Annotated in this window: 16 protein-coding genes and 1 pseudogene; 7 read left to right on the top strand and 10 right to left on the bottom strand. The window is 70.9% G+C overall.

All coding sequences use genetic code 11. From position 1 onward, the window contains the following. Positions 1-72: 72 nt before the first annotated feature. The gene (locus ACFVW8_RS06835) at positions 73-441 is read right to left on the bottom strand and encodes a VOC family protein (RefSeq protein ID WP_389686806.1); all 369 of its coding nucleotides are present in this window, start codon (positions 439-441) and stop codon (positions 73-75) included. Positions 442-504: 63 nt separating this feature from the next. Between ACFVW8_RS06835 and ACFVW8_RS06830 the strand changes: the two genes are divergently transcribed. Further along, positions 505-963, top strand: a complete 459-nt coding sequence (locus tag ACFVW8_RS06830) for a MarR family winged helix-turn-helix transcriptional regulator (RefSeq protein WP_389686804.1) — start codon at positions 505-507, stop codon at positions 961-963. 65 nt (positions 964-1,028) lie between these two features. Beyond that, positions 1,029-1,925, top strand: coding sequence for an aminoglycoside phosphotransferase family protein (locus ACFVW8_RS06825; RefSeq protein ID WP_389686802.1), 897 nt, complete (start codon positions 1,029-1,031; stop codon positions 1,923-1,925). A 47-nt stretch (positions 1,926-1,972) separates the two neighbouring features. Here the strand turns inward: ACFVW8_RS06825 and ACFVW8_RS06820 are convergent, their stop codons facing one another. From ACFVW8_RS06820 to ACFVW8_RS06810, 3 genes are read right to left on the bottom strand one after another with little or no spacing between them, the layout of a single operon-like run. Next, positions 1,973-2,380 (bottom strand): VOC family protein, encoded by a 408-nt coding sequence (locus tag ACFVW8_RS06820; protein WP_389686800.1) that lies wholly within the window; start codon positions 2,378-2,380, stop codon positions 1,973-1,975. Next, positions 2,377-2,706 carry an erythromycin esterase family protein gene (locus ACFVW8_RS06815; RefSeq protein ID WP_389686798.1) on the bottom strand — a complete coding sequence of 110 codons (330 nt, stop codon included), beginning with the start codon at positions 2,704-2,706 and terminating at the stop codon, positions 2,377-2,379. Before ACFVW8_RS06815 ends, ACFVW8_RS06820 begins: the two co-directional genes overlap by 4 nt. Before the next feature lie 41 nt (positions 2,707-2,747). Beyond that, complete coding sequence (locus ACFVW8_RS06810; RefSeq protein ID WP_389686796.1) at positions 2,748-3,398, bottom strand: CatB-related O-acetyltransferase; 651 nt, start codon at positions 3,396-3,398, stop codon at positions 2,748-2,750. Positions 3,399-3,638: 240 nt separating this feature from the next. Between ACFVW8_RS06810 and ACFVW8_RS06805 the strand changes: the two genes are divergently transcribed. After that, a complete protein-coding gene (locus ACFVW8_RS06805) occupies positions 3,639-4,217 on the top strand; it encodes a TetR/AcrR family transcriptional regulator (RefSeq protein ID WP_389686794.1) in 579 nt (192 codons plus the stop codon). Between the two features lie 99 nt (positions 4,218-4,316). Here ACFVW8_RS06805 and ACFVW8_RS06800 read toward each other — a convergent pair whose 3' ends face one another. The 5 genes from ACFVW8_RS06800 to ACFVW8_RS06780 form a co-directional block, all read right to left on the bottom strand. Next, the gene (locus ACFVW8_RS06800) at positions 4,317-5,288 is read right to left on the bottom strand and encodes a formylglycine-generating enzyme family protein (RefSeq protein ID WP_389686792.1); all 972 of its coding nucleotides are present in this window, start codon (positions 5,286-5,288) and stop codon (positions 4,317-4,319) included. A gap of 73 nt (positions 5,289-5,361) precedes the next feature. Continuing rightward, a complete protein-coding gene (locus tag ACFVW8_RS06795) occupies positions 5,362-6,345 on the bottom strand; it encodes an aliphatic sulfonate ABC transporter substrate-binding protein (protein ID WP_389686790.1) in 984 nt (327 codons plus the stop codon). Between the two features lie 89 nt (positions 6,346-6,434). Beyond that, on the bottom strand, positions 6,435-7,214 hold the full coding sequence (locus ACFVW8_RS06790) for an ABC transporter ATP-binding protein (RefSeq protein ID WP_389686788.1): 780 nt from the start codon (positions 7,212-7,214) through the stop codon (positions 6,435-6,437). Further along, entirely contained in the window at positions 7,211-8,026 is an 816-nt protein-coding gene (locus ACFVW8_RS06785) for an ABC transporter permease (RefSeq protein ID WP_389686786.1), read from the bottom strand. The genes ACFVW8_RS06790 and ACFVW8_RS06785 overlap by 4 nt, the downstream gene beginning before the upstream one ends. Before the next feature lie 19 nt (positions 8,027-8,045). Beyond that, positions 8,046-9,239 (bottom strand): ROK family protein, encoded by a 1,194-nt coding sequence (locus ACFVW8_RS06780; RefSeq protein ID WP_389686784.1) that lies wholly within the window; start codon positions 9,237-9,239, stop codon positions 8,046-8,048. Between the two features lie 418 nt (positions 9,240-9,657). Between ACFVW8_RS06780 and ACFVW8_RS06775 the strand changes: the two are divergent. The 3 genes and pseudogenes from ACFVW8_RS06775 to ACFVW8_RS06765 all read left to right on the top strand — a co-directional run. Further along, positions 9,658-11,145, top strand: a pseudogene (locus ACFVW8_RS06775) (sulfatase-like hydrolase/transferase); the annotation flags it as partial. Positions 11,146-11,199: 54 nt separating this feature from the next. Then, positions 11,200-12,534 carry a family 43 glycosylhydrolase gene (locus ACFVW8_RS06770; RefSeq protein ID WP_389686782.1) on the top strand — a complete coding sequence of 445 codons (1,335 nt, stop codon included), beginning with the start codon at positions 11,200-11,202 and terminating at the stop codon, positions 12,532-12,534. 83 nt (positions 12,535-12,617) lie between these two features. Further along, positions 12,618-13,229 carry a hypothetical protein gene (locus ACFVW8_RS06765; RefSeq protein ID WP_389686780.1) on the top strand — a complete coding sequence of 204 codons (612 nt, stop codon included), beginning with the start codon at positions 12,618-12,620 and terminating at the stop codon, positions 13,227-13,229. A 68-nt stretch (positions 13,230-13,297) separates the two neighbouring features. On the opposite strand, the gene ACFVW8_RS06760 is transcribed toward ACFVW8_RS06765, so the two are convergent. Beyond that, a complete protein-coding gene (locus ACFVW8_RS06760; protein WP_389686778.1) occupies positions 13,298-13,942 on the bottom strand; it encodes a LysE family translocator in 645 nt (214 codons plus the stop codon). 282 nt (positions 13,943-14,224) lie between these two features. Here ACFVW8_RS06760 and ACFVW8_RS06755 point away from each other — a divergent pair, with 282 nt between their 5' ends. Further along, the gene (locus ACFVW8_RS06755; protein ID WP_389686776.1) at positions 14,225-22,600 is read left to right on the top strand and encodes a type I polyketide synthase; all 8,376 of its coding nucleotides are present in this window, start codon (positions 14,225-14,227) and stop codon (positions 22,598-22,600) included. Positions 22,601-22,746 lie beyond the last annotated feature (146 nt).

Genomic DNA, 22,746 nt, shown 5'->3' with positions numbered 1-22,746 from the left:
CCTCCGCCGTGTGCCGGCCCGGGCCGGCACAGCGGGCGGGCGAGCGGTGACCGTCCGGTGGCGTCGGGCGGATCAGGCGCGGTCGTGGAGAGTGACCTGGTAGCCGTCGGGGTCGGCGAAGGTGAACGTCCGGCCGAAGGGGCCGTCAACCGGCGCGGAGACGATGGTGTGACCGTCGGCGACGAGGGCATCGTGGATGGCCTGGACGTCGGTGGCGTGGAGCCAGATCGCCGCACCGATGCCGGGATGGGCAACGGATGCGAGATCGGTGCCGGGAACGATGTCGCGGAGTGCGAACGCGATCGGCTTCGTCTCGAAGACGACGGCATGCGGAGGCCCGGCCTGCGAGCGGACGAGGCCGAGGTAGCGCTCGTAGAACGCCTGCGAAGCGTCGAGGTCGCGCGCCTGGAGGGAGATGAAGTCGGGGCCGGTGGCGGGCATGATGATGCTCCTTCGCTTCGTGTCAGATTCCTGACATGGATCAATGTATGTCAGACTACTGACATGAGTCAAAACGGTGTCGGCATCGACCTGGACAAATCACTGGGCTACCTGCTGAAAGAGGCTTCGAGCGCCCTGCGCACAGCCATGGAGGAGGTGCTGCGGCCACTCGGGATGACCGTGACGCACTACTCCTGCCTCGAGCTGCTGGCCCAACGCCCGGGCCTGTCGAACTCCGAGCTCGCGCGTGGCGCGTTCGTGACACGACAGTCGATGAACGTGCTGCTCCAGACCCTGGAGCGAGGGGGCTATGTGACCAGGCCCGCGGAGGCGCCCGTCGGGAAGGCTCTGCCGGCCCGGCTCACGCCCCGCGGCCGGCAGAGCCTGGAGAAGGCGACCGCAGCGGTCCGGTCCGTCGAGGTCAGGATGCTGGCCGGCATGACCGAGACCGAGCAGTCAGGCGCGTTCCGGATCCTGCAGAGCATGATCCACTCCCTGCGCGAGAGCAACGACGGCGCATAGCTCGTTCCTCGGTGTACGTCCCGCCGCCCCTGAGCAGGCCGGCGGCTCGATTACTGTGGTTTCGCATGACCGACACCGCGATCGAGATCACCGAAGACCTGGTCCGCAGCCTGCTGCAGGAGCAACATCCGGACCTTGCGGGGCTGGCCGTCCGCGAGGTGCCGGGCGGCTGGGGCAACCAGATGTGGCGCCTCGGGGACGAGCTGGCCGTGCGCATGCAGCGCATGGACCCCACCCCGGATCTCCAGCTCAAGGAGCGGCGGTGGCTGCCCGTGCTGGCCCCGCGGCTGCCGCTCCCGGTGCCGACCCCGGTACGGTTCGGCGAACCGTCCGAGCGCTTCCCCAAGCACTGGACCGTGATGACGTGGGTCCCCGGCGAGCCGCTGGACCACGGCACGATCAGCCGCGGCGCCCACGCGGCCGACACGCTGGCGGGCTTCCTCCGGGCGCTCCATGTGGAGGCGCCCGCCGAGGCGCCGAACGGTGCGGACCGCGGTGCCCATCCCAGGAACTGCACGGACGGCTTCGAGAACTTCTTCCAGGCCCTTGACCCCGACGCCATCCCCGCCGGAGTCCGGGCCGTCTGGGACGACGCCGTCGCGGCCCCCGCGTGGGAGGGCCCGCCGGTGTGGGTGCACGGCGACCTCCATCCCGCGAACGTCGTCGTCTCGGACGGAACGCTCTCGGGCATCGTCGACTTCGGAGACCTGTTCGCCGGCGACCCGGCGTGGGACCTCGCCGCCGCATGGGTGCTGCTGCCCGCGGGCACGGCCGCGCGGTTCTTCGACACGTACGCGCATGCGGACGAGGCAGCGGTCCGGCGCGCCCGCGGGCTGGCCGCCATGAAGAGCCTCTTCCTGATGCTCATGGGGCAGAACGGCGACCGGGGCCTTCCCGGCGGCAAGCCGCACTGGGGACCCGCAGGCCGGGCGGCACTTGACCGTGTCCTGAAGGGCGTTTGACGCACGCTTCCTTGAACTGGCCGTCGCCGCTCGACGCCGACGGCCGGTCAGGTGGTGGGACGAGGGGAGGCCATGAGCGTACGCACGACATCGAACTCGTTGCCCTCCGGGTCGGCCATGACCACCCAGCTCCGGGCCGGGCCCTGACCCACGTCCACCTTGGCGGCGCCGAGGCCGAGCAGCCTGACCGCCTCGTCGTCGGTGCTGCCGTCGACCGGGCTCACGTCGAGGTGGAGCCGGTTCTTCACCACCTTGCCTTCGGGCACCCGGATGAACACCAGGGTCGGCGGCATCTGGCGGGCCCGGACGTCCTCGACGGTCGGCTCCCAGGAGCCGATCTCGACCTTGTCCTCGCTCCGGTCGATCACCTTGAAGTCCAGGACCTCACACCAGAATGCCGCGAGGCGCTCCGGGTCATGGCAGTCGACAACCAGCTCGGTGAACCTGCTCGTCATGGCTTCTCCAGTTCGGTGACGGTGGAGGCGGGTGTGCTGCGGAGCCCGCTGAGGTTCTCGGCCCGGGCCCGGCGGAGGTCGGCGGAGGCGAGCCCGAGACCGGCGTCGGCGAAGGCCGCTTCGACGCTTCCGGGCACGGGCGTCTCCAGCGCGGTGTCGTGGATGGTGGAACCGAAAGCGGCCTTCTCGTCGCGGCGCATCTTGGCCGTGTGTCCCGTGACGCTCGTCAGCCCGAGGGCGAAGTACGCGTCGCCCAGGGCGTTGTGCGACGTGGCACGGCCGTGGAGCCAGTCGCTGAAGGGCTTCGGGTCCATTGCAGTTGGCATGCTGGTGGCTCTTTCGCAAGGGGCTCTGGGATGTGGGCGGTTCACCGGTGCGGGAGCAGGGATGCCGCCTTCTCCAGTTCGTCGATGCTGCCGGACATGAGGGTGCGCACGTGCTCGGTGATGTGTTCCGCGGGCCAGTCCCACCAGGCCAGCGTGAGCAGCCGGGCGATGTCCCGTTCGCTGTAGCGGGTGCGGATGAGACGGGCCGGGTTGCCGCCGACGATCCCGTAGTCGGGCACGTCCTTGGTGACCACGGAGCCTGCGCCGATGATCGCGCCGTGCCCGATGCGCACCCCGGGCATGACCGTCGCACTGTGACCGAACCAGACGTCGTGGCCGACGACGGTGTCCCCGCGGCTGGGCAGCCCGGTCAGCAGGTCGAAGTGGTCCGCCCACGATCCGCCCAGGGTGGGGAACGGGAAGGTGGAGGGACCGTCCATACGGTGGTTGGCGCCGTTCATGAGGAACCGCACCCCCGTGCCCAGTGCGCAGAACCTGCCGATGACCAGCTTCTCCGGGCCGTAGTGGTAGAGCACGTTGCGCGTCTCGAACGCGGTCGCGTCGTCGGGGTCGTCGTAGTAGGAGTACTCCCCCACCTCGATCAGCGGAGACTTCACCAGCGGTCCGAGCTGCACCACCCGTGACTGACCGGGCATCGGGTGGAGGACTGTGGGGTCGGCAGGGACGGGCATGGGTGATTCCTCATCAAGTTGCGGTTGCCGCTCCAGGAGCAGTGAACGCACGCCTGCGGTACGCGGTTCACCGGGCGGCATCAGGCCCGTCGGCCCCGCACCCACGCATCACGTCGGCGTCCATGCATCCCATCCCTCCAGAGGCACGGCACGGCACGTTCCGCACCGATGCGGCAGAAGCGTGCCGGGATCACGGCCCCCTGTCAAGAACGGCACGTGCCGTGCCGTTAAAGTGGGGTCATGACGAATGCCCGCCGTCGTGGCCCCGACCTGACCGAAGCCATCATGCGAACCACTCTGGAACTGGGGCAGGAGGTCGGCTACGCCAGGCTCAGCATCGAGGCGGTGGCAGCCCGTGCCGGCACCGGAAAGCACACCATCTACCGCCGATGGCCTTCCAAGGGCGCCCTGTTGCTCGACTCACTGCTGTCGCTCAACGAGTCGGTCCTGGACTATCCGGACACGGGCGACGTGGCCGCCGACCTCCGCGAACAGATCCACGCGACCGTCGACCTGCTGGCCGGGGAGGCGTTCAGCCCGCTCTTCCGGGCCATGGTCAGCGAAGCACAGCACGACCCCGGCGTCGCCGCCGCGCTCAACGAACGCTTCATCGCTCCGCAGGCGGACAGGACCGTCGCCCGCCTGACAGCAGCCCGGGACCAGGGCCGTCTGTCGCGCGCCTTCGACCTGGACCTCGCGATGGCGATCCTTTCCGGACCGCTGTACTTCCGCCTGCTGATCACGCAGGAACCGCTGACCCACGAGTACATCGACCGAGTGCTCGGCGCCCTCTTCACCGGGATGGAGCCACGACCGTGACGCGTGGAACGGTCCGGCTGTGACGTCGTCGCGCGGACTGCGTCGAATCCGACGTGCGGTGCGGCCGGTGTTCCCGGGTGCCGCGTCACCGGTCCGGTGTCAGCCGACGTCCCAGGCCATACGGAAGCCGAGGTTGCCCGCCGAGCTGTCGACGGTGTTCGCGGTCCGGGCGGCGACGCGATACCGGTTGCAGTACGAGTCGTGGCAGAGGTAGGAACCGCCTCTCATGGCGCGGCGGTCGGGATCGTTGGCCTGCCAGGGGTCGGCGGACCACTCCCAGACATTTCCCGCGACGTTGCAGAGACCGAATCCGTTGGGGGCGAAGGCGTGCACGGGAGCGGTGCCGGCGAAGCCGTCGGCTTGGGTGTTGCGGAAGGGAAAGGTGCCCTGCCAGATGTTGCAGCGGTGCTCCCCGTCCGGCGTGAGTTCGTCGCCCCAGGGGTATCGGGCCTGGTCCAGACCCCCGCGTGCGGCGTACTCCCACTCCGCCTCGGTGGGCAGCCGTCCTCCGGCCCACCGGCAGAAGGCGGTCGCGTCCCGCCACGTCACGTGGATCACGGGATGGTCCCAGCGGCCGTCCAGTTGGCTGTCCGGCCCTTCCGGCCTGTTCCAGGCGGCGCCCTGGACTCCGCACCACCAGGGGGTGGCCGGCGGGCGTGGTGACGTCTTGCGCAGGGGGCCCGGCAGGAACTTCGCGAACACGTAGCTCCAGCCGAACCCCTCCGCTTCGGTGAGGTAGCCGGTCTCCTCGACGAAGGCCGCAAAGCGGGCGTTGGTGACCGCGTAGGCGTCCATGGCGAAGGGCGGGACCGATACGGCGCGGACGGGCCCTTCCCCGTCACCGGGGTTCGCGTCCGCGTCCTCGCTGCCCATGCGGAAGGTTCCCCCGGGAAGGGCTACCCGGTCTGCGTACCCGGCGGGAGAGCGGCGCGCAGCCGTGGCTGAGCGATCGCCCTTTGCGGGCAGGTCCGGGACGTTGCGCGGCTGCTGCTTCGGGCCTGACGGGGCGCAACAGCTCTTCTTGCTCGGCTGCCTGCCGCGCCTTGCGCTGCCGGGGGTGCTGCTGGTCATGGCCGTCCTGCGGATCTCGTCAGTCACTGGGGGGCCTGCGTCATACGAGGGGAGATCGTTTCGTGGTCAAAGACTATTTGCCGTAGGTCTGCCCGTAGAGATCGCCGTCGTAGTACTCACCGGGGTCCGGGTTGTCGTCCAGCAGCTTGTTGCGGACGGAGAACGCGCCCAGCTTCTTCAGCCATTCGTCCACCTCACCGCCCTTGGTCTTCGCGACCAGGTCCGCGGTGGAGAGGGTCTCGACATGCGAGGCGTCCGCCTTCGCCTGGGCTTCGGTGACCTGGAGCATCTTGGCGGTGAGCGTGAGGGTCTCTGCGGGGTGTTGCTTGCGCCAGTCATTGGCCTGCTGCAGCACCTTGATCACCTTTTTGTTCTTCGCCCCGGGCACCTTGTTGCCGGCGACGAACGCCGTGGGGAAGGCGTCCCCCGTGTCCTTGGTACTGGCTATCTCCTCAAGGCCCGGAACCTTCTTCTTGATGGTGTCGATGGCGGGGTAGAAGAAGCCGGCGCCGTCGATCTTTCCGGAGGAGAACGCGGAGACGATGGTGGACGGATCCATGTTGATCTTGTCGATGTCCTTCGCGGTCATCCCCGCCTTCTCCAGGGCGATGTTGAGGACCATGTCGCCGGAGGTGCCCTCGGGTACGCCGACCCGCTTGCCCTTGAGGTCCTTCATGGACGTCAAGCCGGGCCGGCCGATGACCCGGTCCGCGTAGGTGAGGGTGTCGATGGCGATGACCTTGGCCTTGCCCGAGGCGGGCAGCCACATCGCGCCGGGACCGATGTACCCGTAGTCGAGGTCACCGGCACTGAGCGCCTGGACCTGCACGGGACCGTTGTTGAACGACTTCACCTGTGCGGTCAGGCCCGCCTTCTTCCACAGGCCCTGCTTGTCGGCGATCGCCAGCAGACTTGCCCCGTTGTAGTCGCCGATGTAGCCGAACCGGACCGTGCCGTTGTCCTCCGAAGCACTGTCGGAGCAGGCGCTGAGGGACAGCGAGAGCATGAACGCGAGTGGCAGGGCCGTGACGGCGCGGCTGATCGGTTTTCTGGGCATGCTGGAATTTCCTCTCGCGGTGGTGCGCGGGTTGATGCTGCGAAGTTCCTGGTACGGGGGTGCCGGTGCGAGGGCCCCGGGATGACGGGTCAGGCCGCCCGGGGCGGGGCTTCCTGGTGGTACACGGAGGTCCACACTTTGTTGCGGATGTGCAGGAATTCGGGCGAGAGCCGGATTTCCTCGGTGCGGGGATAGGGCAGATCCACGTCGATGACGCGGTAGACGCGACCGGGCCCGGCGGCCATGACGACGACCCGGCTGGCGAGGTAGACCGCTTCGTCCACGTCGTGGGTGATGAACAGCACCGTGCGCTTCTCCTGGCTCCAGGTCTGCAGCAGCTGATCCTGCAACTGCACCCGGGTCAGGGCGTCGAGCGCCCCGAACGGCTCGTCCATCAGCAGCACTTGGGGATCGACCGCGTACGCACGGGCGATGGCGCAGCGCTGCTTCATTCCGCCGGAGAGCGTCTTGGGCAGGGCCTCGGAGAAGTCGTTCAGGCCCACGAGGCTGATGGCCTCATCGGTGCGCCGGCGTCGCTCGGCGGCGGGTACGGAGGCGATCTTGAGCCCGAACTCCACGTTCTGCCGCACGGTCAGCCAGGGGAAGAGTGCGTACTGCTGGAAGATCACCCCCCGGTCGGGGTCGGGCCCCGACACCGGCGTTCCGTCGACGAGGACACTGCCAGAGTCGGGCTCCTGCAGCCCTGCGGCCATACTCAGCAGGGTGGACTTGCCGCAGCCGGACGGGCCCACGACGGTGACGAACTCCCGGTCCGCGATGTCCAGGCTCACCCCGCCGAGCGCGGTGAAGGACACACCCTCCAGCGGGAAGGTCTTCACCACGTCACGGAAACTGATCTTGCTGTTCATCGTCGCTCCTGCCAGCCGGTGAGGCGTCGTTCGGCCAGCAGCAGCAGCCGGTCCATGACGAGCCCGAGCACGCCGATCGTGATCAGGGACACGAAGATCGCGTCCATGTCGAACCAGGTGGACGCCTTCTGCATCCGGTAGCCCAGCCCCTCCTGTGCACCGATGAGTTCCGCGGCGACCACGGTGGCCCAGGATGCACCGAGGCCGATCCGCATGCCGACGAGGATGAACGGGGTGGAGGCCGGGACGACCACCTTGGCGAAGATGGTGCGGTCCGAGGCGCCGAGCACCCGGGCCGCGTCGATGAGTGTCCTGTCGACGTCGATCACACCCTGGAAGGAGGAGAGGACGCAGGACATGAACGAGGCCAGGAAGATCACGGCGATCTTCGGCACCTCACCGATCCCCAGCAGGACGACCGCCAACGGGATGAGCGCGAGCGGCGGGATGGTGCGGAAGAACTGGATGTACGGCTCGATCAGGGCGCGCGCGGTGGGGTACCAGCCCATGAGGAAGCCGACCGGGACGGCCGCGGCCACGCCGAGGGCGTAGCCGAGGAAGACCCGGCGCAGACTGGCCGACGTATCGGACGCCAGGGTCCCGTCGGAGATCATGGTGCCGGCCTTCTTCGCCACCGCCGCAGGCGCGGGCAGGTTCTCGACCAGCCCCAGCGCGGCCACGACGCCCCAGAGGGCGATGCCTGCCGCCACCGCGACGGCGTTGAGGATCAGGGGCCGGCGCCCGGAACGGCGCGGCTGCCGCTGCCGCCCTTCGGCGGCGGACTTCTTCTCCACGGGAGCGATCACAGCCATGGGTTCCTCGCAGGTGGCTTCACGCGTTCTCCTCGGGGACGGGCTGCGGGTAGTGGGAGAGCAGGGGGGATTCATGGAGAACCAGGGCGATGCCGCCGAGCGCGCTGCCGGCGTCGCCGAGCGTCGCGCGCCGTACGTCCACGTGTGGGCGGGCCATCGGCATCAGCTGCTGCCGCAGCGCCCGTTCGACCGGTTCGAGCAGTGCGGGGCCGGCTTCCGCCAGCTCGCCGCCGACGACGACGACGCCCGGACCGACGGCCTGGCAGACCGCGGCCAGCACCCCGCCGATGTCGTGGCCTACGTGTTCCAGCACCTTCAGGGCGGTCGGTTCGCCGGCATCGGCGGCGTCGAGGAACCCGGCGAGATCATCGGCCCGGCCGCCGGACTCGCGGTAGCGGTGCACCACCGCGTCGAGTGAGGCACGGGTCTCCAGGCAGCCGGTCCCGCCGCACTCGCACGGTCTGCCGGCCCGGTCCACGGTGATGTGCCCGAACTCGCCGGACAGGCCGTTGCGGCCGCGGTGCAGGGCGCCGCCCACGACCATGCCGCCGCCGACACCGTGCGACAACCGCAGGTAGAGCACGTCGCTGCTGTCCGCCGCCGCACCCCACACCGCCTCGGCGAGCGCCGCGAGCCGGGTGTTGTTGTCGAGGAGCACCGGCACACCGAACTGCTTGCGCAGCAGGTCCGGCAGGCCGTCGATGCCCTGCGCACGGGCGTTCTCACTTCCGGGGTCGGTGATCGGTCCGACCACACCGACACCGATCGCGCTCAGTGCGTCGAGCTGAACGGTGGCCGACGCGGCGAGAAGACGTCGTGCGATATCGATCCGCTCAGGCCAGGACAGGTCCGGGGCATGCGCCTCGCTCGCCGAACCGATCACCTCATGGGCGAAGTTGACGGCCGCGACGTGCACGGCGCGGCGGGCGAAGTCGATGCCGACCGCCTCACCGGCGGCCGGGTTGAGGCTGAGCTTCTCCACCGGCCGGCCCCGCTTGCGCACTTCGACATGCGGTGTACCGGTGACCACGGAGCCATTGCCCACCAGCCCGGCGACGATGTCGTGGAGCGTGGTGCGGGACAGCCCGCTGCGATCGCCCAACTCGGCGCGGCTCAGCGGGCCGTGCCTGCGGAGCAGCTCAAGAACCGCTTGCTCATGGCTGCGGCGCAGGCGCGTCAGCGGACCGTCGTGTTCGTGCATGGAGGACAGCATGTGAGTGCGGAGTATTTTCGTCAATGACCCGAAACAAATTGTTCATATGAACGCCATGTGTCAACAGCGCCTGCATCGACACCGCCCTGACCTGCCTGCGTGTACGGTGCAAACGTGCCTGGCACCCCGCCCCGTGGCTCTTCGGGACCGCGGAACGGTGGCTGCACACCTCGGCGGGACACCTCCGCACGATTTGAGTCCATGCTCTTGACTTAAATAATCGCCAGGCCGGAGCATGCGTCGCACGGCACCACCGAGCACGCACCGGAAGCCGCAGCGCCATCCCGAAACGGCTTGCGCCGGGGCGTCATGGCGGCATGCCCGCCAATAAGCCCGCCCATGGGGGCGCCCCCCGCGGGGGAAGAGCGAGCCGGTCCACCCCCCAAGGGCGGCCGGGGGCCGCAAAAAGGTCTTACGGGTTACCGACCAACACCGGGTGGACACGCTCGGCGCGTACGGCAATCCGCACACGCACACCCCGAACCTGGACCGGCTCGCGGACGAGGGAACCCGGTTCGACAGCTTCTACACCCCCACCGCGATCTGCACCCCGGCGCGCGCCAGCCTGCTGACCGGGGCGGCCCCGTTCCGGCACAAGCTGCTGGCCAACTACGAGCGCAACGTGGGCTATCTGGAGGACCTCGCCGACGGCCAGTTCACCTTCTCCGAGCAACTGCGCTCCGAGGGCTACAACCTGGGCCTGCTCGGCAAGTGGCACGGCGGCGTGCGGCGCACCGCCGCCGACTACGGCTTCGAGGGCCCCGACCTGGCCGGCTGGCACAACCCCGTGGACCACCCCGACTACCTCGACTACCTGGCGGACAACGGACTGCCCCCGTACCGCATCACGGATCCGGTGCGGGGCACCACGCCCAACGGCAGCCCCGGGAACCTCCTTGCCGCCCGCCTCCACCAGCCGGTCGAGGCCACCTTCGAGTACTACCTCGCCACGCGCACCATCGAGATGCTCCACCGCTTCGCCGCACAGGAGGACCACGGTGACGGGGCCCCGTTCTTCCTGGCCACCCACTTCTTCGGCCCGCATCTGCCGTACATCATCCCGGACGCGTACTACGACATGTACGACCCCGCGCTGGTCGAACTGCCCGCCTCCGTCAGCGAGACCTTCGCGGCGAAACCGGCCGTCCAGCAGAACTACAGCAAGCTCTGGGCCTTCGACACCATGGCGTTGGAGGAGTCGCGGAAGCTGATCGCCGTCTACTGGGGCTACGTCACGCTCGTCGACGAGCAGATCGGCCGCATCCTCGACGCCATGCGCGAACTGGGGCTCGACGACCGTACGGCGGTCTTCTTCACCGCCGACCACGGTGAGTTCACCGGTGCGCACCGGCTGCACGACAAGGGGCCGGCGATGTACGAGGACATCTACCGCATCCCCGGGCTGCTGAAGGTCCCGGGCGCCCCGCGGGGCCAGGTACGTGAGGAGTTCGTCTCCCTCACCGACTGCACCGCCACCATCCTCGACCTGGCGGGCAGCGCGACGGAGCCGGCCGTGGACAGCCGCAGCCTGCTCCCCCTCGTACGGGGTGAGCACCCGCAGTGGGACGAGCACCATCTCGCCGAGTTCCACGGTCACCATTTCCCCTACCCGCAGCGGATGTTGCGCACCAGGACCCACAAGCTGGTGGTCAACCCCGAGTCCTGCAACGAGCTGTACGACCTCGATGCCGATCCCGACGAGCTGCACAACCGCTACGACCACCCGGAACTGCTCGGCGTGCGCACGGCACTGATCCGGCGGCTGTACGACCTGCTCCGGGAGCGCGGCGACAACTTCTACCACTGGATGACGCCGATGTACGACGTGGAGACGGACTACGACACCACGCTCTCCGTCTTCGAATCCGGTGGGCCGGAACAGCGCTCCGAGGCCGGGCGGCCATGAACCGCGTCCACCGACAGCACGCCGTATCCCCTTGACGACGAAGGAGACAGACTGATGACGAGATCCGAGAACGGAACGCGCCTCGGCCGGCGGTCCATGCTGGCCGGCCTGGCCGGATCCGTGGGAGTGGCCGCGCTGCCCACGGCCACTGCCCAGGCACTGCCCGCGCCCGCACAGGCGCAGGCGCACCCTGCGAAGCGCTACCCGTCCAACTGGCCCGCGCCCGAGTCGTACGGACTCGCCGACGCCCGCGAGGACTTGTGGCCTCGCGAGGACAACTCCTTCGTCCTGCCCCTCGAACTCCGTCCTCGTGACAAGGAGTCGGGCCGCGTCTGGATGCGCGACACCTACGTCAACTGCTTCACCGTCGGCGGCCGCCCGCTCTACGTGGCCACCGGCACCACCCGCGTCCCCGGTCTCACCGCGGCCGGCCCCTGGAACGACGGCATCTTCGTGTGGACGGCCCGGTCCCTGCACGGTCCCTGGCAGCTGGCCGACACCACCGGCATCCGGCCCGGCGCCGAGCGGGGAAAGGTGTGGTCACCCGAGTTCGCCGGGGAGAACCGCCCCGGCCGCACGGTCGTCGCCCCGTGGCAGGAGTACTGGTACGACGACCAGTTCGGCAAGCGCGGCGAGGCGTGGGCGCCCGAACTGCACTACTTCCGCGGCACGTGGTACATCGTCGCGTGCATGGGCGATCACTCCCGGAAGGTCGGCTCGTTCCTGCTGGTGAGCGAGGGCGGGGTCGCGGGCCCGTACCGCCTCGCCGAGGGCAACCTCGACAAACCCTTCGGCGACTCGTTCATCGGCGGGCCGGCGTTCATCGAGCCCGGCGCGTACCACCACATCGACGGCGGCCTCTTCTCGGAGGGAGGGGACGCGTGGCTGGTGCTGCACAACAACCTCTACGCCAGGTTCCGCGACGACATGGAGGACATCGTCACGACGACGGACCTCCCGGCGTTCCAGCAGAGTCCGTACGCCCCGGAGCCGTATCTGGAAGGCGCCTACGTCTTCAAGTACGGCGGCAAGTACTACCTGGTGCACGCCGCGTGGGACCGTACGTCGGTCGACGCCTACGGCAGCCCGCGCCACGCCTACGAGGCGGCGGCCACCGGCCGGACGCAGTACCAGTACGACGCGGTCGTCGCCGTCGCTGACCGCTTCGAAGGACCGTACTCGGAGCGCTGGACCGCAGGCGTGGGCGCCGGGCACAACAACTTCTTCACGGACCGCGACGGAAACCTGTGGGCCACCTTCTTCCGCAATCCGGCAGCGGGTTACTGGGCCGACCCGTCCCGCGCAGGCGATGCGGCGGTCCCCGGCGTCGTACGCCTGGAGTGGACCGGCCCGAAGGGCGGCCGTCTGTACGTGCGGCGCCGGAGCTGAAGCACCGGACATCTCCTCACGCACCGCCCGCGACCATGATCCAGCGCTCGTGATCATCTGTGGACACGTCCTAGGATCCACGGATGGACACCCCGGACACACGCCTGGATCGCGCCCGCCGACGCCGGGTCACCGCGCACACGATCCTCGACCGGCTCGGGCTGTTCGAGCGGTGGAGGCCGCTCGGATCGCCCGTGCTCGTCGGATCCGTCGCCTTGGACCTGGTGGTGGAGCCGGACATCGACATGGAGGTCTACTCCCCCGTCCCGTCCATCGCGGAGGGGTTCGCCGTGCTCGCCCCCTGCGCCCAGCTGCCCGGAGTGCGCAAGCTGCGCTTCACCAATGCCCTGGATCTGCCGGACCGGGGCCTCTACTGGCGGCTGGACTACGAGTTCACGCCCGAAGAGACCTGGCAGATCGACATGTGGTGGCTCCCGGACGACCACCCCGGCCCCCGCGCGGCGGACCTCGTCTCCCCCGTGCGTGCCGCCCTGGACGACTCGACGCGCGATGCCGTCCTCGCGATCAAGGAGGGCGCGGCGGCACGGGGAGAGGCGACACAAGGGGTGTGGGTCTACCAGGCCGCCCTGGACCACGGGGTCCGCACCTACGACGAGTTCCGCGCCTGGAAGGCCCGGACCCCGACGGACGGTCTGACGTCATGGCATCCGGGCGTTCCGCGGACAGCGGGGTAGTACAGCCGCATTCGCCCCCGTATCGCGCGCTCACAGCGGGACCGGCCCGGCAGTGACGCGGGCCCGGCTCAGGTGGTGACAGCAGTGCGGGACAAGGCGGTGCGCAGCGCGAAGACGCCGAGCAGGCCGCCTGCCGCGAACCTTTGGGCGGTCATGGCGCGGGGCCGGGCGGCCAGGAACCCCGACACCCGCGCTGCGGCCAGCATGATCAGAGCGTTCACGGAGATCCCCACGACGATCTGCACACCGCCGAGCTGGAGCAGCTGCCCCCAGGCCGGACCTCCGTGCGGGTCCAGGAACTGAGGCAGCAGGGCGGCATACAAGAGAGCGATCTTGGGATTGAGCAGGTTGGTCAGCAACCCCATCGAGAACAAGCGGGCGTCGGAGACCGGAGGCAGGTCCTGGGCCGGGGCGAAGGGCGAGCGGCCGCCGGGCTTGAGCATGCTCCAGGCGAGGTAGGCCAGATAGGCGGCGCCTGCGAGCTTGACCACCGTGTACGCCAGCGGCACGGCGGCGAACAACGCGGACAGGCCGGCAGCCGCGGCCACCAGGTAGCACACGAATCCCACAGCGGTTCCGCTGAGGCTGACCAGGCCCGCCCTGCGGCCTTGGGTGATCGCACGGGAGGCGAGGTGAATCATGTTCGGTCCCGGAGTGAGCGCCATGCCCAGTTCGACCAAAGCCACTCCTGCGACTGCGCTGAGAGTGATCACCGGTCAACCTCCAGGTCGTTCGTCGGGTACCTGCTGCGGAATGGGCACCCTCGGCGGGTACGACGCTGAGCAGCGCCGGCCGCGACGCTGCAGCATACGGCCTTGCCGCAGCGAGATCCATGTCCGCAAGCCCACCGCCGTACGCAAGGGCCGGGCGAATCAGGTGGTCCGGGGTTCCTCGGCCGACGAGGACGGCAGGTGGGCCACCGCTCCCGGCCCAGTACACCGGTCGCCTATCGTGATCACCGGCAACTCCCGTATCCAGAGAAAGTGTTCATCCTGGTGACAGTGCATGTGCCCGCCCTGCGTCCTCTGCCGGATCTGCTCCGGGAGCATGCCCGGCGGCACGGTACCAAGACCGCCTTCCAGGACGACCGTTGCGGTGTGACGTACGGGGAACTGGAACTGCGGACCGGCCGGCTGGCCGGTCACCTCGTCGGTCTCGGCCTGCGTCACGGGGAGCGGGCGGCGATCCTTCTGGGCAGCCGGGTCGAGGCCGTGGAGAGCGTTCTGGCCGTCGTCCGGGCGGGCGCGGTCGGTGTGCCGATGGACCCGCGGAGCACCACCGCCGAGTTGGCACATCTGCTGGATGACAGCGGGGCCCGGATCGTCTTCACCGACCGGTCCTCCCTGGGCCGGTTACTGCCGTTGCTGCCGCAGCGCCCGCGGCTGGGCGTGATCCTCGTCCAGGACGCCGGGACGCGAGGCGGATCCCCGGAGGCGGGGACGGGTGGCGACTCGGCCGGGGAAGCGGGCATGGTCCGCTACGCGACCCTGGTCGCCACCGAACCGCCCGTGCCGGCTCCGGATGATCTCGGGCTCGACGAGGTGGCCTGGCTCCTCTACACATCCGGGTCGACCGGTCTGCCCAAGGGAGTGCTGTCCACCCAGCGCAGCCGGCTGTCGTCGGTGGCATCAGGTTTCGTGGCCGTCCTCGGCCTGACGGCCGGCGACCGCCTGCTCTGGCCCCTGCCCCTCCACCACGCCATGGGGCAGCTCCTGTGCGTCCTCGGGGTCACCGCGACCGGGGCGTCCGCCGTGCTCCTGCCACGGTTCTCCGCTACGGACGTGCTGAGTGAACTGCACCGGACCGAAGACCCGTTCACGCTGCTGGCCGGCGTTCCCGCGACGTACGGCAAGCTCCTCGACGCCGTGGGCGACGACGGCCTGGGAGCACCGGCGCTGCGTGGCTGCGTGAGCGGGGGCGCTGCCGCCACTCCCGCTTTCCAGCGGGCCTTCGAGGAAGTCTGCCGGGTCCCGTTCCTTGACCATTACGGAAGCACCGAGGCGGGGCCGGTCACCATGACGGCGCCGGGTGCCGCCCGGGTGGCCGGCTCCTGCGGCCGTGTGCTGCCGGGCATGCGGGCCCGCATCGGCGACGGAAGTGGCGCCGAGGCCTCGGGCGAGGGCGAGTTGTGGGTCTCCGGGCCCGGAGTCATGGCGGGGTACCACCAGCGGCCCGACGACACCGCCGAGGTTCTGCGCGACGGCTGGTACCGCACCGGTGACCTGGCCCGGATCGACGCCGACGGTGAGATCACCCTCACCGGCCGGGTCAGCGAGCTGATCATCCGGGCCGGGGAGAACGTCCATCCCTCCGAGATCGAGGCGGTACTGCTGGCACTGCCGGGAGTTCAGGATGCCGCCGTCGCCGGCCTCCCGGACGACATGGCCGGTGAGATCCCGGCCGCCTACCTGGTCCCGGCGGACGCCGGAGCTCTGGACAGGAGAGCGATCATCGCCGCATGCCGGGAGCACCTCTCGCCGTTCAAGGTGCCGGCCGCCCTCTACGAGGTGGACGCGATCCCGCGTACCGCCTCGGGCAAGGTCAAGCGGTACGCGCTCGAAGGCCTGTCCGGGCGCCCTCTGCCCGCCGGGTCCCTCACGCCGACGGATGCGGCGGCGGTGGACCTGACGGCTCTGGTGCGGACCGAGGTCGCCGCCGTGCTCGGCTGCGCCGTGGACGAGGTCGGGCAGGGCACCGCCTTCCGCGACCTGGGGCTCGACTCGTTGACGTCGACGATGCTGTGCGGCCGGCTGTCGGCGGCGACCGGTCTTCCCCTGTCCGAGGCCGCGCCCTTCGACTTCCCCACCACGGCCGAACTCGCCTCGCATCTTCGGTCGCGGCTCACCGGCGGGACTGCCGCTGCCGCGCCCGGCCGCCCGGAGGGGACCGGCGGCGACGAGGACCCCGTGGTCATCGTCGCCATGGCCTGCCGTTTCCCCGGCGGTGTGGAGACCCCCGAGGACCTGTGGCGGCTCGTCGAGGACGGCACCGACGCCATCACCCCCTTCCCCACCGACCGGGGGTGGGACGTGGACGGGCTGTACGACCCGGACCCCGGGCGGTCAGGCCGTACCTACGTACGTGAGGGAGGCTTCCTGTCCGGTGTCGACCGGTTCGACCCGGCCTTCTTCGGGATCTCGCCCCGCGAGGCCCTGGCCATGGACCCGCAGCACCGGTTGCTGCTCGAAGTCGCCTGGGAAGCCTTCGAACACGCGGGGATCGATCCCGCCACGGTGCGTGGCACGCCCACCGGTGTGTACGCCGGACTCATGTACAGCGACTACGCCGACCGTCTCACCCGCACACCGGAACGGGTGGAGGGCTATCTCGGCATCGGCAACGCGGGCAGCGTCGCCTCCGGCCGCATCGCCTACACGCTGGGCCTGGAGGGGCCGGCGGTCACCGTGGACACGGCGTGCTCGTCGTCCCTGGTGGCGCTGCACCTGGCGGCCCAGGCCGTGCGCAGGGGCGATTGCTCCATGGCGCTCGCCGGAGGCGTCACCGTGATGACGGCACCCCGCTCCTTCGTCGAGTTCAGCAGGCAGCGCGCGCTCGCCCCCGACGGCCGCTGCAAGGCGTTCGGTGCGGCGGCGGACGGCACCGGCTGGGCCGAGGGCGCGGGAATGCTGCTGGTGACCCGGCTGTCGCAGGCCCGGCGGGCGGGTTACCCGGTGCTGGCCGTGGTACGCGGTTCCGCGGTGAACCAGGACGGTGCGAGCAACGGTCTGACCGCGCCGCACGGGCCGGCGCAGCGACGGGTGATCCGCCAGGCTCTGGCCGACGCACGACTGGCACCCGCGGAGATCGACGCGGTGGAGGCGCACGGCACGGGCACCCGGCTCGGCGACGTCATCGAGGCGGAGGCGTTCCTGGAGACCTTCGGCCGGGCCGGTTCACGGGAACACCCGCTGTGGCTGGGCTCGGTCAAGTCGAACATCGGGCACACGCAGGCGGCGGCGGGTATGGCCGCCATGATGAAGATGGTCCAGGCGATGGCACACGGCGTACTGCCGCGTACGCTCCACGCCGAGGAGCCGAACCCCGGCGTGGACTGGTCGTCCGGCGCCGTGTCGCTGCTCACCCGTCCGGTGCCCTGGCCCCGGACGGGGCGGCCCCGGCGCGCGGGGGTGTCGTCCTTCGGGATCAGCGGGACCAACGCGCATGTGGTCATCGAGCAGGCGCCCGTGGAGCAGCCGGGTGCCCCGGGCGACCACCGCCCGGACGGCGGACCGACGGGCGCCCGGGGGACGGCAGTGCCGTTCCCGGTGTCCGGGAGGACCGCACCGGCGCTGCGGGCGCAGGCCCGGCGCCTGCACGCCCACGTGAAGGCACGCCCCGCAGCAGACCTGCTGGACCTCGGTTTCTCCCTGGCCACGACCCGCACCCATTTCGAGCACCGCGCGGTGCCGGTGGCCGGTGACCGCGAAGAACTGCTCGCCTCGCTGGACGCGTTGGCCGCGGGCCGCGACCGGCCGGGCCGGAACACGAGCGGCCCCCGCCCGGCGGGCCCGGTCGTCTTCATGTTCACCGGGCAGGGCAGCCAGCGGGCCGGCATGGGCCGGGGGCTGTACGAGAACCATCCGGTCTACGCCCGTTCCTTCGACGAGATCTGCGCGCTGCTGGACCCGCTCCTGCCGAAGCCCCTACGGGACGTGGTGTTCGCTGCCGGGACCGCAGTGAGCACCGACGCTGCCGAAGACAGCAAGGGGAGCGCCGAGGGTGCCGGGGGCTCGCCGGCGGACGGGCTCCTGCACACGACGCGTTTCACGCAGCCCGCGCTCTTCGCTCTGGAGGTCTCCCTCTTCCGGCTGCTGGAGTCCTGGGGCGTACGCCCGGACATGGTGGCAGGTCACTCGGTCGGTGAACTGGCGGCGGCGCACGTGGCCGGGGTGCTGTCACTCGCGGACGCCTGCACCTTGGTGGCGGCACGCGGCCGGCTGATGGACGCGCTGCCCACCGGTGGGGCGATGGCCTCCGTCCGGGCCGACGAAAGCGAGGTGACCGCGTACCTGGCCGACGGAGCGGGCAAAGCGCGGGGCCTGGACATCGCAGCGGTGAACGGTCGCTCCGTGGTCGTCTCCGGAGACGAAGCCGCCGTCCTGGAGGTCGTCGCGCACTGGCACGCGCAGGGGCGCGAGGCCGGCCGTCTCCGGGTGAGCCACGCCTTCCACTCGGCGCACATGGAACCGATGCTCGACGCCTTCCGCGCGGTCGCGCAGGGGATCAGCTACGCCCCGCCGAGGATTCCCCTGGTCACCTCGGTTGCGGACCGGCCCGCAACCACCGAGGAGATCTGCTCGCCCCGGTACTGGACCGACCAGGTACGCAGACCGGTCCGATTCGCCGACTCGGTGCGGTACCTGCGGGAGCGGGGAGCCACCCACTTCGTGGAGCTCGGCCCGGACAGTGTGCTCGCGGGCCTGACCCGCGACTGCCTCTCCGACCACCGTCCGGCGGCCACGCCGGACACGGCGACAACCACGTCAGGCACCGGCGGGGACGGCCCCGCGCCTCTGGTGGTCCCGACACTGCGCGGTCCACGGCCGGAGACCGGCGCGTTGCTCACCACCGTGGCCGCGCTGCACGCCCACGGTGTGGAGGTGGATTGGCACGCGGTCTTCGCCGGGCGCGGCGCACGGCGTACGGCACTGCCCGCCTACGCGTTCCAGCGCGAGCGGTACTGGCTGGAGGCCGACCGGCCGGATCCCGCGGCGGAGACCGACGCCGCGCTCCACCCGTTCCTGCGAGCGGCGACGACGACGGCTGACGACGACGGCCTGCTGCTGAGCGGCCGGCTGTCCCTGCGGGACCAGCCCTGGCTCGCCGGCCACTCGGTGCTGGACGCGGTGCTCCTGCCGGCGACGGCCTTCGTCGACATGGCGATCCACGCCGGGGACCGGGCGGGAGCCTCCGTACTGGAGGAACTGACCCTGACGGCGCCGCTTGTGCTGTCCCTCGACGGGGCGGTCGAGCTCCAGGTGAAGGTGGCGCGCGCGGACCCGGACGGGCGCCGGGCCGTGGTGTTCCACGCACGGACGCACACTCCCGGATACGACGACGGCCCTTGGACCCGCCATGCCTCCGGCGTCCTGACCCCTGCGGACTTCGGCCCACCGGATCCGCGGACTTCCGCGGACGCACCGTCCCCATGGCCTCCGGCGAATGCCGTACCGCTGCCGCTCGGCACCGAGGCAGGCGTCGGCCTCTACGAAGGACTCGCGCACAGCGGGCTCCGATACGGACCGGCGTTCCAGGGCCTGCGGGCAGCCTGGCGCCTGGGCGACGATCTCCTCGCCGAGGTCGCACTCCCGGAGGAGGAACACGCGAACGCCCGCCTGTTCACCCTGCATCCGGCGCTGCTGGACTCAGCGTTGCACGCGCTGACGCTGGATCGGAGCGTGCCCGACAGCGACGCCGCCGGCAGCGGTACCGGACCGGCGTTGTCGCTCCCGTTCGCCTGGAGTGGTGTGCGGTTGTACGCATCCGGCGCCCGCACACTGCGCGTGCGGGTGTCCCGGGCGGAGGGGAACAGAACCAGGCTGGAGCTGGCCGACGAGAACGGGGCCCGCGTGGCCACAGTGCGCTCGCTCGCCCTGCGGCCGCTCTCCCGGGAGCAGTTGAGCGGCGTACGCGCACACAGCGACTCGCTGTTCCGCCTGGACTGGACGCGGCTGCCGGACTCCCCCGCCCCCACGCCGGCAGAACCGCCCCCCTTCGGGCTCCTGGGGGAGCCGGACCCGCCCCAGAGCGGCGTTTTCCGGCAGTCGGGCATCCGGCTGACGGTCTACCCGGATCCAGCCTCTGCGGCGGCCGACGCACCGGCCGTCGTGATCGCCCGCCCTCCGCTCAGCTGGGCGGACGGGCCGGACCGCGCGGCGGCAGCACACCGTGCGGCCGGCTGGGCGCTGCGGCTCGTCCAGGACTGGCTCGCCGAGGAACGGCTCGCCACGTCACGTCTCGTCATCCTGACTTCGGGCGTCATCGCCACCGGAACGGAGGTGGACGGAAGCGTCCTCGACGAGGATGCCGCTCTCGTCCACGCACCGGTGTGGGGGCTGCTCCGCTCGGCACAGACCGAGAACCCAGGCCGCTTCTCACTGATCGACGTCGACGGACATCCCGCGTCCGCAGCGGCCTTGACCCACGCCCTGACGAGCCCCGAGCCGCAGACAGCCGTGCGCAAGGGCGTCGCGTACGTACCGCGGCTGGTCCGCGCATCCCACGCGGCAACGGCAACAGCAACAGCCGATGGCGGGCCGCGCCGGCTGGACCCGGACGGCACCGTCCTGGTCACCGGGGGCTCCGGGTCCTTGGGCATGGCGCTCGCCCGTCACCTCGTGGTCGTGCACGGGGTACGTCACCTGCTGCTCGTGGGCCGACGCGGAGCCGATGCACCCGGAGCCGCCGGACTGCGCACGGAACTCACCGAGCGGGGCGCGGAGGTGACGGTGGCCGCCTGCGACGTCGCCGACCGGACGGCGCTCGCCTCGTTGCTCGCGAGCGTGCCGGAGGCGCACCCGCTGACCGGCGTGGTGCACACCGCGGGGGTCCTGGACGACGGCGTGGTCCCGGCGCTCACCCAGGAACGGCTGGACCGCGTCCTGCGGCCGAAGGTGGACGCGGGCCTCGCCCTGCACGAGTTGACGCGGGACAGCGACCTGGCGGTGTTCGCCCTGTTCTCCTCGGTGGCCGGGGTCTTCGGCTCCGGTGGCCAGAGCAACTACGCGGCGGCGAACTCGTTCCTGGACGCGCTGGCACAGCACCGGGGGGCGCTCGGACTGCCCGGCACCTCGCTCGCCTGGGGGCCGTGGCAGCAGAGCGACGGGATGACGGCCGGGCTACGGGGTGCGGACCTGCGCCGGATGGCCCGGTCCGGTTTCGTCCCGCTGCGGACCGAGGAGGGCCTTTCGCTCTTCGACACCGCCATCGAAGGACAGGACGCGGTCCTCGTGGCCGCTCGTCTCGACCCGGCGGCGACCGGGGGCTCCGGGGAACCCGGGTCGCCGCTCTCGCGTGTACCGGGCCGGGAGCCCGTACGGACGTCCTCCGCATCGCTCACGGGGCCCGGCGCCGAAGGCGAGGACTCCCTGCGCCGACGGCTGGCCGCCACGCCCTCGGGCGAACGCGGTGCTCTGCTCCTCTCGCAGGTCCGGGCGGAAGCCGCCCTGGCACTCGGCCACGGCTCGGAGGACTCCGCCGTCGAGGCGGACCGCGCGCTGGCGGAGCTGGGTCTCGACTCACTGGCCGCGGTCGAGTTGCGCAACCGGCTGGCGGCGCTGACAGGACTCGCCCTGCCGGCCACGCTCCTGTTCGACTACCCGACACCACGTGCGGTCGCTGCCCACCTGGAGGAACGCTGGTCCCAGGACGCCCCCGAAGCGCCCGGCCCCTCGGCTGCCCCCGGCCCCACCGGTCCGGCAGCGGCCGGCGGGGACCCGGGTGGGGCCTCGCCCCGTCGCCGAAGCGGTGCGACGGGAAGGAGTCCGGCCCGGGAGGGCACTGACTCCGACTCCCTGTCCGCGCTCTTCCGTACGGCGTGCGCCCGTGGCAGGGCGTGGGACGGGATGGCTCTCCTGACGATCGCAGCACGTTTGCGCGAGGTGTTCGAGGACACCGACGTCCTCGGCTCACCGCCCCCGGCCGTCACCCTCGCGACGGGGGGCCCCGGGCCCCGCCTGATCTGCTTTCCCGCCCTCAGCGCACTGTCGGGGCCGCACGAGTACGCCCGTTTCGGGCAGGCTCTCCAGGACAGGCGCCCGGTTTCGGTACTGCCGAACCCGGGGTTCCTTCCTCAGGAACGGCTGCCCGCCACCCGGGCCGCCTTCGCGGCGGCGCAGGCCGCCGCCGTGCGCGCGTGCGCAGGCGACGAACCGTTCGTCCTGCTGGGGCGCTCGGCCGGCGGATGGGTGGCACACGCGGTTGCCGAGAAGCTCGAGAGCACGGGCATGATTCCGTCCGCCGTCGTCCTGATCGACACCTACCCCGGCGAGGCCGGCGGTCTCGGCGGCAGCCGTGGCAGCGGTGGCGACAGTCCCGCGCTCTCGGCGATGACCGCAGGCATGCTGGACAACGCCGCGCAGTTCGCCTCGGCCGAGGCCGACCGGCTCACGGCGATGGCCTGCTACCTGGAGCTCTACGCCGGCTGGGAGCCGGCGGCCCTGACGGCCCCCACCCTCTTCGTCCGGGCCGGAGACCGCCTGCCCGGCATCGGGGCCGCCGAGCCGTGGAGGCTGCCGCACTCCGAGATCACCGTGCCCGGTGACCACTTCACCGTTCTGGAGGAGCATTCCCGCACGACCGCCCTCGCCGTCCACGCCTGGCTCTCCGGGCAGCACTCGGTGGCCGCGTCCGGGCGGGAGGCCGCACGGTAGAAGGCTCCGCCCGTATCCGGAAGGACGGTGCCCGGGACACTTCGGCGCGCTTCGGCGTCCCGGGCAACGTGGGTGAGCAGCAGCGACGGCCCTCAAGTGGCGGCCCGGCCGGGTGCGGTCGGGCCGCGGTCAGGGAACGAGTACGA

This window comes from Streptomyces sp. NPDC058221 (assembly GCF_042882365.1).
Taxonomy (GTDB): domain Bacteria; phylum Actinomycetota; class Actinomycetes; order Streptomycetales; family Streptomycetaceae; genus Streptomyces.
Note: the sequence above shows the minus strand (reverse complement) of the source record. Positions and strands in the feature narration are given on the sequence as shown.

Excerpts from the sequence above, each read along its gene's own strand:
- ACFVW8_RS06765 (WP_389686780.1), top strand. The coding sequence starts at position 12,618 with ATGGACACCCCGGACACACGCCTGGATCGCGCCCGCCGACGCCGGGTC.
- ACFVW8_RS06770 (WP_389686782.1), top strand. The coding sequence starts at position 11,200 with ATGACGAGATCCGAGAACGGAACGCGCCTCGGCCGGCGGTCCATGCTG.
- ACFVW8_RS06830 (WP_389686804.1), top strand. The coding sequence starts at position 505 with ATGAGTCAAAACGGTGTCGGCATCGACCTGGACAAATCACTGGGCTAC.
- ACFVW8_RS06780 (WP_389686784.1), bottom strand. The coding sequence starts at position 9,239 with ATGCTGTCCTCCATGCACGAACACGACGGTCCGCTGACGCGCCTGCGC.
- ACFVW8_RS06805 (WP_389686794.1), top strand. The coding sequence starts at position 3,639 with ATGACGAATGCCCGCCGTCGTGGCCCCGACCTGACCGAAGCCATCATG.
- ACFVW8_RS06810 (WP_389686796.1), bottom strand. The coding sequence starts at position 3,398 with ATGCCCGTCCCTGCCGACCCCACAGTCCTCCACCCGATGCCCGGTCAG.
- ACFVW8_RS06815 (WP_389686798.1), bottom strand. The coding sequence starts at position 2,706 with ATGCCAACTGCAATGGACCCGAAGCCCTTCAGCGACTGGCTCCACGGC.
- ACFVW8_RS06825 (WP_389686802.1), top strand. The coding sequence starts at position 1,029 with ATGACCGACACCGCGATCGAGATCACCGAAGACCTGGTCCGCAGCCTG.
- ACFVW8_RS06800 (WP_389686792.1), bottom strand. The coding sequence starts at position 5,288 with ATGACCAGCAGCACCCCCGGCAGCGCAAGGCGCGGCAGGCAGCCGAGC.
- ACFVW8_RS06835 (WP_389686806.1), bottom strand. The coding sequence starts at position 441 with ATGCCCGCCACCGGCCCCGACTTCATCTCCCTCCAGGCGCGCGACCTC.
- ACFVW8_RS06795 (WP_389686790.1), bottom strand. The coding sequence starts at position 6,345 with ATGCCCAGAAAACCGATCAGCCGCGCCGTCACGGCCCTGCCACTCGCG.
- ACFVW8_RS06820 (WP_389686800.1), bottom strand. The coding sequence starts at position 2,380 with ATGACGAGCAGGTTCACCGAGCTGGTTGTCGACTGCCATGACCCGGAG.
- ACFVW8_RS06790 (WP_389686788.1), bottom strand. The coding sequence starts at position 7,214 with ATGAACAGCAAGATCAGTTTCCGTGACGTGGTGAAGACCTTCCCGCTG.
- ACFVW8_RS06785 (WP_389686786.1), bottom strand. The coding sequence starts at position 8,026 with ATGGCTGTGATCGCTCCCGTGGAGAAGAAGTCCGCCGCCGAAGGGCGG.